Source organism: Colidextribacter sp. OB.20 (assembly GCF_009911595.1).
In the GTDB taxonomy this organism is placed as follows: Bacteria; Bacillota; Clostridia; order Oscillospirales; family Oscillospiraceae; genus Lawsonibacter.
In genome coordinates this window covers 1-9226 of record NZ_QWKG01000100.1, presented here as the reverse complement: position 1 = coordinate 9226, position 9226 = coordinate 1, and the positions used below count along the sequence as shown (strand labels likewise).

Sequence of the window (9226 nt, the reverse complement as noted above, 5' to 3'; positions counted from 1 at the left end):
CTTGCTTTCAGGAACCAGACCCTCGTGGCCTAATTTTCTTTTTTTCATCTGTCTACTTGACAGGGGGCGGTTCACATATTTTTTTCATGGGGTCGTTTCTCCTTTCAAAAGTAGGGGGCGTATGCTTTAAGCATACGCCCCTTGGTTCAGTTTGTGATATTTGGTTTATCTGGTGGAGCCCGGGACCAGGAGCTCCTGGGCAAAACGGGTGGCGCTGGGGTCTGAGTCGATGAAGTAGTCACCGTAATTATTGAAAGTGGGATTCAGGATGTTCCATTTACCTCTGTTGACTACATCATCTCCGGCATCATTGGCACTTACATCCACACACCACCACTGGCCGTCCACATAGACCATGTTCCACTGGTGGACTGTGCTGCTGACCAGGACACATGGGATATTGGCCCGGTTGCAGAGGAAGATGAAACTGTGGGCGTAGGACATGCAGTTACCAGACAGAACATTGTCGGAGGCAAGTACCTTAGTCGGGGAGGTGATCGTGGTACTGTAGGTCAGCCGGTCCGCCACATACCAGGTAATCTCTTTCACCTGCTCCCGCTGACTCAGGCTGGACAGACTATCAATGAAGTTCTGAGTGTGTGCGACCGCATCGTCATAGGCCGAGGTGTACCTTGCGGTAACGGCAAGTTTTCCAGCCTCCGGAACCTGCACATCAAAGACAGGGTAGTTTCCCAGCTTGCAGACTATACCATCCAGCCGCTCACGACGATTAGGGGCTGCCTCCATTTTAACTGGTGTGTAGGTCCCCGCGGCAATTTCATCCCGATGGACGACCGAATCCCGGGCGGTATTGTAGACCTCTCGGGTCATCTCACTGTTGAAGATAGCCGGGTTGGCCTGGGTGCTGTAGTCCGGGACACTTTTGGAGGGAGTGGGCTCCGGCTTTCTGGGGGCTTCGCCGATGTAAGGGGCATCGCTGTCGATCTGGATATGGCCGTCCCAATAGACATTGAAGCCCACCAGCTGCCCGATGTCTCTCAGTTTGACGAAGTTATAACCGCTGATGTTGTAGGCCTCCATCTGGACGGGCACTCCATCCACATAGGCCGCCTGGGGAGCATACTCCGCCATGATCCCCGCCGCATAGGCTGCGCCGCCGCCCAGCAGGATAATTCCGGTAAATAATCCCACTATAAAAACAGTGATCTTTTGTTTCATTGTCAACGCTCCTTTCCTGCTCATAACTGATTTACTGGCCTCTTTCCTGGTTCGATTTGAGCATAATACGGAGCTTTTATACTGTCAAAGGATTTATTTTAGAGCACAGCGCCGGTGTTTTGAATTTCACCGCATTTATTATCCGTTCAGCTAAATGTGCCCCCATTTCTGGCATAACTTGCCGCAAAAAGTTATTTGTAAACCTTTTATGAACGAGTTTCGACGGCCTGTACCACGACCCGGCTCTCCGGGTGGTCGGCCAGACAGGTGGTGAGGGTGATGCGGTTGTCGGTGGTGGCCTGGAGATAGCTCCAGTCGGTGTTAGAAATGATCTTTACCGTCTCGACCGCATAGGTCCGGGTGCCGTAGACGGTGGTGTAGGTGATGGTATCGCCCTGCTCCAGATTCTTGATGGAGCCGATGGAGTACTTGGCCCCCCGGTTGTGCCCGCAGATTCCGACGTTGCCGTCCCAGGCGGAAGTGGAGCTGTAGTGGCCCAGGCCCTTCTTCATGCTGGCGTTGGTTTCGCCCTCCCACAGCTTCATGCTGATCTTGAGGGAGGGAATCTTCACAGTGCCAATATGGCCGTCCTTATAGGCCATGCCCTCCACGCTGGTATAGGCGGGCCGCTGGTAGGTGGGCGCGGTAATAACAGTGGAGCCAGGTCTGCCGGACTCCGCCAGGTCAGTGACAGGTCCGCCTCCGCTGATGCCGTAACCGCCCCCGCCGGTGGCCACGCTCTGCTGGAGGCCGGGGAGGATGGTGCGCTCCATCACGCCAGTCATGGTGGTGCTCGGACGCCCATACTCCAGTTCCGGCACCTGGTAGTCCACCACGTTCCTGCCGCCGTAGTTGTACTGGCTGCCGTAGATGTCCTCATAGCTGGTGCTCTTGTAGTAGTCCTGGGGGGCGGTTGTCTCAAAGGAGTAGTCCGCCGCCGCATAGGCGGAGGGGGCCAGAGCCAGCAGCGCTAGCGCAGGCAGGACTGCTCGGGTCAGGATGTTCAGCTTTTTCATGTTGTCTCCTCCTGTTCATGTTCCAATTCGTCCTCCGGCTCTTCCTCCTGGAGCTGCCGCAGGGCCCGGCGGGAGCGGAACAACAGCACCGCCAGGGTGGCGACTGTCCCTACCCCCAGAACGCCCAGGGCGTAGGGCAGGCCGGCCATGCTGATACCGCCCCGGTTGGCAATCAGAGCAGAGCCCTCCGCCGCTGTCCCCAGATAGGTCACCTTATAGGTGACGCTCTCCACATCGTTCCGGGTTACCTCCCCCACATAGTCTGCGGAGGTAACGTATCCGGTGGCGACTTTGTGGTAGGACTTTCCAGAGTAGGTGGCTACAGCCTGGTAGGAGGCCGGAGCCAGGGTATCGCCCACCAGGTCGGTACCGATGACCTGCCAGTCCACGTTGGACAGGTTCAGCGTCACGCCGTTTTTGACGGTGGCGGCCGGGACGTAGGACATGTCGTTGCGATCCAGCGGCCCGATGGTCTTGGTGGCGGTGATGTTCCTGGCCTGACTGGTATAGCCGGAGGCCTCGGTACGGATGGCGGTGTGGTCCAGGGTCAGAACGCCGGAGTAGGTGCCGTCGTCGTAGTCCAGGGTGGTGTCCAGCTGCTCCAGGATCTTACCCAAGTCCTTGGTGTCCGTCTCCAGGGTCACCGTCTTGGTGTGGTACTTCCGATCCGACACCTGGTTCTCCGACTTGACAATGTCCGAATAGACGTAGCGGTAACCCTCTTGCTCAAAGGGCTCCTCGATGAGCTGCTGGGGGTCGGCACTGGGGGGCAGGATGAAGGTCTTGATGAGCTGCTAGCTCCCGTTGAGATTCTGGATGGTGGTGTCGGTGGGTACCTCCAGAGCGCAGGTGTTAGTCACCAGGGCCGCCGCCAGCAGCAGGCAGGTAAGCAGTCTTTTCATATCCGGGTCCTCCTTCTCCAGAAAAATACCGCACTGGACAGTGCCAGCGCGGCCGCCAGGGTGATAGGTACGATTGGCTTCATGCACGGTTTTCCTCCTTAACTGTATATTCTACTGCGTACTCCGGGTGTTCCCAGAGTGACGCCAGCAGTCTGAGTGAGTGCTCCAGCGCCTGCATAGTGTCACGTTTTTGGCGTTTCACAAAAGCGTGGAGCAACAGATAGCCTCCGTTGGGGCAGGGGGTGAAGATGATTCGCACCACCACCCTGCCTTTCTCCCGGAGTTCGTAGAGGCTTTGGTATTTCTCGATAGAGAAGTGCTTGTAGTGGGGCTCTTTCAGCTCCGGAGGAGAAGTCTGGGACAGATAAATAATCTGCCGGACTACCTTGTCTCGCAGCTTGGGCTCCAGTCCCTCGATGAAGTTCGCAGCTTGGGTGGGACCATCCGGTGGCTTGTAAATCTTGATGCGATTCATGTTCTCATCCTCCCATTATGTGTTTTCTGCCAGCCGTTTCAGGTGGGCCAGGAAGTCCTCAGCAAAAAGCTCTGCAAAATCCGGGCTTCCGCTGATCCACCAGACCGGGTCGGGCAGGGAGCGGTAAATACTGTCATATTGCAGACAGATCAGCAGAAATTTCTGCTTGGGGTCGGCCTGCTCCGCTGTGTGGAAGATTTGGGCGATGGTGTCTTGGACATCCTGGAAGTCCTGATAATAGTCGCACAGGTCATCGAAAAACCGGCCGGCGAAGATTGTGCTGAACACGGTCATGGCATCCCGTTCCGGAGAGCCATCCGCCGTTGTCAGGCCCATCCGCTGCAGCCGCTGAGCGGCGGAATCCTCAAAGGGACTATGGGGCCGCTGGTAATCGTTCATGTTGTCGTCACCTCCCTCGGAGCATAAAAAATGCCTGGGGCCGCATAAGCGGCACCAGGCTGTAAAGCATGGCTCAATCTTTAGTTGTTTTTTCTTCCACAGATGGTGGCAGCTCCTCTAGCTGAGAAACAGCAACTGTCTCGATCATCTGCGTGACCACGGCGTTCAACTGGGTAGCGTTCTGAGATGTAATTACAGGCTGGCCTGTCCGTTTTTCAATGGCTTTACGTGTATCTCCCGCAATCTCTCCACCAGAACGGGCGATCTCCAGGTTCTCTGAAAAGGTCTCTGGCTCCTCTCGCTTGGATATCTCAGTGGTAGTAGCTTCTGCCAGCATAGTTAGAACCAACTCCAGGTCAGACATATTGTCCCGAAGATTTTCTTTTTTCAGCCCTTTCAATCGCTTGTACTGCTTTGTTGTCATACCAGACCAGGCACGGGTAATTTCATCTGTGAGAATGGCGTATTCTCTGCCCCGTTGGACACCCCGTTCCTGCCACTCGGCTGTCAACTCGTTGCGGACCCGGATGGCAAGGATTCTCTGATGTATCCAATCGGGGGAGTATCCTTTCCGCTGATAGGTTTCCAGCGCCCGGTCGATGGCTTGTTCCGGGTCTATGGTTTCCTCAATGCGCTCTCGGCCGACCTGAGCCAGCCAGAGTTTAAAGGGTTCCGCTTTGGGAGATGGAATGGATTGGATTAGGCGAAGCAGCTGTTCTGTGGTGGCTACGTCCGTCATACGGCGTTTACCATCTGCCGCTACCATTTTCAAACCGTTACAATTTGTAACGGTTTCATTTCCCTCATCCTTCAAGCGTTTTTTCATAACGCGCCAGTAGGTTTGAGGATTAGGACTTCCTGTCAGCACCTTGATTACATCGACAACGGAAAAATACCATTCTTCCTGCTCTGAATCCCATGCCGCACGAATGGGTTGATCCTCAAACAGTTGGATTTTATCCTGTTCACTCATAGTACCCCTCACAATCGCTGTTTTACCCCATTATACGTCATCCGGCCCGCTCCCGCAAGAACTCCAGGAACAGCTTTTCAATCTCCTGATCACTCCTGAACTTGTCCAGGTAGGGGGCAAAGCGTTTACGGTCAAAGGATATCTTCCTGGGTGGGGCCATCAGGCGTTTTTCCGCCGCGTCCCGGGCCTCGCGATATGCGGTGAAAACGGCCTGACAATCAGCAGTAGGCGGAGGACATTTGCGGACGATGTGCTGCATGGCGGCCTTGTTGATCTGATAGCCCACAATGGAGCATATCTCGATGAACGGTTTTTGAGACTCAGCGGCGTATGGAAAAAGGGCGTCATAAAAATGGAGCAGGCCAAATGACGGCAAACAAGCTGCTCCGGAGAATACATATTGATCTGCGGATAAATTTGGTCTGCCTGTTCAGCCTCCGGCTGTCTGTTCATGTGGAAATTAGGTAAAGCTGCAAAGCAGCAGCTCTCTTTGAACCGCATGGCAGATTTATGTGAGGTGGGATTGAAGCCCTTCACCGAGCGCAGCGCCGGTCTTTGTAACATAGCCATATTCATAGGCCATAAACTCCGGTTGAATGGGGACGGCGGCCAGCTCGTTGCGCGCCATGATCTTGGAGTGGATATAGCAGGAGATCATCACTAGGTCATCCATGGATTCCAGCATGTCCAGATTACCCGCCCGCCCGACTCCGCGGCAGATGCCCTTGGAGCTGGGAAGGGCGGCTTTTTCCGGGTGGAAGTGGATTCCAATGGGATCGAAGTAGGTCACGTTCAGCATCAGGCGGGCCTGGTCGTAACGGATGGAGGGGGGACTGGTCTCCGGATGGTACAGGCTGCTGGAGCGGTGGACCACCCCGTAGGCGGGACTCTGGGCCAGGGTGTGATACTCCAGCTCCCGGCGGGCGCAGTAGGCCGACAGCTCATCCCTCATCTCCGTGCCGAAGGTGAGGAAAGCCGCCTGGGAGGCCCCCTTTGACACCCGGTCAAACAGCTCCAGGCAGTTATAATACTCCTCACACTGGACAGTCAGCTCCGGCTGGCGGCTGGCGGCCTCCAGAATGGTGTTGACAAACAGGGAGGAGGGGACGCAGGCCAGATGGAGCCGGCAGCCCTCCGCCTGACGGCACTCCCGAGCCAGGGCGGACAGCCGGTCCAGCATCCTCTCCGCCTCTGTCAGAAACTTTTCCCCCTGGGGAGTGGGACTCATCCCCTGCCGGGTGCGGATAAACAGGGGAAAGCCCAGGGACTGCTCCAATTCGGCAATGGCCCGGCTCAGGTTGGGCTGAGCCAGATAGAGCTCCCGTGCTACCCGGGTTACCGACCCGCACCGGGCCACCGCCAGGGCATATGGCAGGTATTTCAGGTCCAGTTGCTCCATAATGAACCCTCCCTCACAGCTTCATCTATCATATCATTTTTGATATAAGAAGTAAATAGATTATATATTTTTCAAGGGGAGTGTTCTGTGGCAAGATGATGTTACAAAAAACAGCTGCTGTATTTGTAAAAAATGAGCGATACGCTAAAAGGAGGACCAATATGGGTTATTTTGATGTGGCAAATTCCCCGCTCCTCTTTCTCCTGGTGGCGGCCGGGATCCTGTATATCGTGGGGCTGTCCGCTGTGTTTCTGCGCAAATCCTGGAGGCGCTGTCTGAAGCTGGGAATCTCCCGGGAAAAGCTGCGGTCGGTGGCCCGCAGTTCAGCAGTCTTTACCGTCGTCCCCTCCATCTCCATTGTGATTGGGCTGTTTACTCTGTCCACCGTGCTGGGGGTTCCCTGGCCCTGGTATCGCCTGTCGGTGGTGGGCTCGGTGAGCTATGAGCTGATGGCGGCAGATATGGTGGCCGATGGGGTGGGCTACGCCTCGGTGGGTGAGATGGCCTCCCAGGCCGACTACACCATTTTCGGCGCGGTGATGTTCGTTATGAGCATCTGTATCCTGGCCGGCATTATCATCAACATCTTCGCTGTGGAGAAGATTCAGAACGGCATGAGCACCCTGAAGAAAAAGCGGGGCGACTGGGGCACTATCATCAACTCCTGCTTCTTCCTGGGTATCGTAGCGGCCTTTACCCCGCTGATCTTCGCCTCCGGGACGGTGTACGCCCTGACCTTCCTGGTCAGCATGGGGGTGGCGGCCCTGTGCGTGCTGTGTATGCGGCGCTTTAAGCTGAACTGGATGGGGAGCTTCATCATGTCCATCTCGCTGATCGTCAGCATGGCGGCCTCCGTCCTGCTGGAAGGGCTGCTGAAATAAGGGAGGTTTCTCATATGAAACAGAGTGACAGCTATATCCGCTCCGTCCACCGCACCGGCCGGATAGGGAGTGCCCTGGCCATCCTCTGGATGCTGGGCATCCCCACCGTGATGTGCGGGGTGTATCACATGTTTCCCTCCGTCCCGGACCTGCTGCTGTTCGGCAGCGGCCTGCTGGCTATGTATGTGCCCACCGCCGTCTCGGAGGTCATCACCTGTGTCCCCATGCTGGGCTCCGCCTCCTACATCACCTTTATCACCGGAAACATCTCCAACCTGAAGCTGCCCTGCGCCCTCAACGCCCTGGAGATGGCCGACGTGGAGCAGAACAGCGACGCCGGCGACGCCGTCGCTACCGTTGCGGTGGCGGTCTCCTCCATTGTGACCACGGTGATTGTGGCCCTGGGTGTGCTGCTGCTGGTCCCCCTCCAGCCGGTGCTGGAGAGCGAGCCGGTGCGCATCGCGGGCAACTACATACTCCCCGCCCTGTACGGCTGCCTGTTCCTGAGCCAGATGACCAGCAAGGCGGGGGGCACCGTCATCAAGGGAAAGATCAAGGCGGCCATCCTCCCCGGGATTCTGGTCTTTGTAATCCATGTGTTCGTGACGCCGGTGAACCGGGGGCTGGCTATCCTGGCCTGCATCCCCCTGTGCATGGTGTGCGCCTGGGTGCTGTACCGGATGGGGCAGATCAGGGTGGTCCATTTGGAACCAAACGGCTGACGGAAGGAGAGTTTTTTATGAGCTATTTGCAGAGAGCGCAGGAGCTGTATGAGCAGATGGTCACCGACCGGCGGTATCTCCACCAGCACCCGGAGGTGGGGATGGACCTGCCGGAGACCACGGAGCATGTGATGCGACGGCTGACGGAGATGGGCTATCAGCCCCGGCGGCTGGGCCAGGGGGTCACGGCCACGGTGACCGGAAATCCGGAGGGAAAGGTATTTCTGCTCCGGGCCGACATGGACGCCCTGCCCATGGAGGAGAAGAGCGGGCTGCCCTTTGCCTCCCGGCGGAGCTGTGCCCACACCTGCGGGCACGACATGCACACCGCCATGCTGCTGGGGGCCGCCCAGCTGTTAAAGGAGCGGGAAGGGGAGCTGAACGGGACGGTCAAGCTCATGTTCCAGCCCGGGGAGGAGGTGCTGTCCGGGGCCAAGAGCATGGTGGAGGCCGGCATTTTGGAGCATCCCCATGTGGATGCGGCCATGGGAGCCCACATGATCCCCATGATCCCGGTGGGCTTCGGCGGCTACGGGACCGGAGTGGTCTCGGCCTCCAGCGACCATCTGGTAATCAAAATTGAGGGCAAGGGCGGCCACGGCGCCCACCCCCACACCGCCGTGGACCCCATCAACATCGGCGTCCACATCCATCTGGCCCTCCAGGAGCTGATCAGCCGGGAGGTGGACCCGATGGAGACGGTTGTGCTGACCTTCGGAAAATTCCAGGGGGGCGAGGCGGCCAATATTATCCCCTCCTCCGTGGTGATGGAAGGCACCCTGCGCACCTTCAACGAGGAGCTCCGGACCCGTCTGCTGGAGCGGATCAGGACTGTCTGCACCCACACGGCCCAGGCTTTCCAGGGCAGCGCCCAGGTGACTGATCTGTACTCCGTCTGTGCCCTGAATATTGACGAGGACACCGCCCAGTCTGCGGCCCGGGGATGGCAGGAGGAGGGGCTGAAGATGATCCGGCGGGGCGACAAGATGAGCGGTTCGGAGGACTTTTCTGAGGTGGCTGCCCATGTCCCCTACACCTTCTTTGTGATGGGGGGCGGCACCGCGGAGGACGGCTGCGGCGTCGGCCTGCACAGCCCGGAGATTCGATTCCGGGAGGAGGCCCTCATTTATGGAGCGGCGACCTACGCCTCCGGCGCGGCCGCATGGCTGAGAGAGCACTGAGGGGAGCAAAAATTTCCTGAATTCATACTATTTCTTAATTAAAAGATTTAATTATCCAGTCTCTCCCAGTGATGCTGGAAATAACCTGATTGGACAAAG

The 9226-nt window shown here is 57.3% G+C and carries 11 protein-coding genes; 3 read left to right on the top strand and 8 right to left on the bottom strand.

Going from position 1 to position 9226, the window contains the following annotated elements; genetic code table 11:
• Positions 1-165 precede the first annotated feature (165 nt).
• The 8 genes from D1641_RS17855 to D1641_RS17820 form a co-directional block, all read right to left on the bottom strand.
• A complete protein-coding gene (locus D1641_RS17855; RefSeq protein WP_160668167.1) occupies positions 166-1179 on the bottom strand; it encodes a transglutaminase domain-containing protein in 1014 nt (337 codons plus the stop codon).
• Positions 1180-1385: 206 nt separating this feature from the next.
• Positions 1386-2195, bottom strand: a complete 810-nt coding sequence (locus tag D1641_RS17850; protein WP_160668166.1) for a class D sortase — start codon at positions 2193-2195, stop codon at positions 1386-1388.
• Positions 2192-2869 carry a hypothetical protein gene (locus D1641_RS17845; protein WP_160668164.1) on the bottom strand — a complete coding sequence of 226 codons (678 nt, stop codon included), beginning with the start codon at positions 2867-2869 and terminating at the stop codon, positions 2192-2194. Before D1641_RS17845 ends, D1641_RS17850 begins: the two co-directional genes overlap by 4 nt.
• A gap of 307 nt (positions 2870-3176) precedes the next feature.
• Complete coding sequence (locus tag D1641_RS17840) at positions 3177-3572, bottom strand: type II toxin-antitoxin system RelE/ParE family toxin (RefSeq protein ID WP_160668162.1); 396 nt, start codon at positions 3570-3572, stop codon at positions 3177-3179.
• Positions 3573-3587: 15 nt separating this feature from the next.
• Positions 3588-3971, bottom strand: a complete 384-nt coding sequence (locus D1641_RS17835) for a hypothetical protein (RefSeq protein WP_160668159.1) — start codon at positions 3969-3971, stop codon at positions 3588-3590.
• Between the two features lie 73 nt (positions 3972-4044).
• The gene (locus tag D1641_RS17830) at positions 4045-4944 is read right to left on the bottom strand and encodes a Bro-N domain-containing protein (protein ID WP_160668157.1); all 900 of its coding nucleotides are present in this window, start codon (positions 4942-4944) and stop codon (positions 4045-4047) included.
• Positions 4945-4981: 37 nt separating this feature from the next.
• Entirely contained in the window at positions 4982-5320 is a 339-nt protein-coding gene (locus D1641_RS17825; RefSeq protein WP_160668155.1) for a hypothetical protein, read from the bottom strand.
• Between the two features lie 132 nt (positions 5321-5452).
• Positions 5453-6343: a LysR family transcriptional regulator gene (locus D1641_RS17820; RefSeq protein ID WP_160668153.1), complete on the bottom strand. Its 891-nt coding sequence runs from the start codon at positions 6341-6343 to the stop codon at positions 5453-5455.
• 161 nt (positions 6344-6504) lie between these two features.
• Here D1641_RS17820 and D1641_RS17815 point away from each other — a divergent pair, with 161 nt between their 5' ends.
• Genes D1641_RS17815 through D1641_RS17805 form a run of 3 tightly spaced genes read left to right on the top strand, consistent with a single transcriptional unit; the run spans position 6505 to position 9127 of the window.
• Complete coding sequence (locus tag D1641_RS17815) at positions 6505-7224, top strand: DUF5058 family protein (protein ID WP_160668151.1); 720 nt, start codon at positions 6505-6507, stop codon at positions 7222-7224.
• A 14-nt stretch (positions 7225-7238) separates the two neighbouring features.
• Entirely contained in the window at positions 7239-7946 is a 708-nt protein-coding gene (locus tag D1641_RS17810; RefSeq protein ID WP_160668149.1) for a hypothetical protein, read from the top strand.
• Positions 7947-7963: 17 nt separating this feature from the next.
• Positions 7964-9127, top strand: a complete 1164-nt coding sequence (locus tag D1641_RS17805) for a M20 family metallopeptidase (RefSeq protein WP_160668146.1) — start codon at positions 7964-7966, stop codon at positions 9125-9127.
• The last annotated feature ends 99 nt before the right edge of the window (positions 9128-9226 follow it).

What these genes read in the sequence shown, in the direction of transcription:
- D1641_RS17840 (WP_160668162.1), bottom strand. Translation starts at nt 3,572, where the DNA reads ATGAATCGCATCAAGATTTACAAGCCACCGGATGGTCCCACCCAAGCT.
- D1641_RS17855 (WP_160668167.1), bottom strand. Translation starts at nt 1,179, where the DNA reads ATGAAACAAAAGATCACTGTTTTTATAGTGGGATTATTTACCGGAATT.
- D1641_RS17850 (WP_160668166.1), bottom strand. Translation starts at nt 2,195, where the DNA reads ATGAAAAAGCTGAACATCCTGACCCGAGCAGTCCTGCCTGCGCTAGCG.
- D1641_RS17810 (WP_160668149.1), top strand. Translation starts at nt 7,239, where the DNA reads ATGAAACAGAGTGACAGCTATATCCGCTCCGTCCACCGCACCGGCCGG.
- D1641_RS17805 (WP_160668146.1), top strand. Translation starts at nt 7,964, where the DNA reads ATGAGCTATTTGCAGAGAGCGCAGGAGCTGTATGAGCAGATGGTCACC.
- D1641_RS17820 (WP_160668153.1), bottom strand. Translation starts at nt 6,343, where the DNA reads ATGGAGCAACTGGACCTGAAATACCTGCCATATGCCCTGGCGGTGGCC.
- D1641_RS17830 (WP_160668157.1), bottom strand. Translation starts at nt 4,944, where the DNA reads ATGAGTGAACAGGATAAAATCCAACTGTTTGAGGATCAACCCATTCGT.
- D1641_RS17815 (WP_160668151.1), top strand. Translation starts at nt 6,505, where the DNA reads ATGGGTTATTTTGATGTGGCAAATTCCCCGCTCCTCTTTCTCCTGGTG.
- D1641_RS17835 (WP_160668159.1), bottom strand. Translation starts at nt 3,971, where the DNA reads ATGAACGATTACCAGCGGCCCCATAGTCCCTTTGAGGATTCCGCCGCT.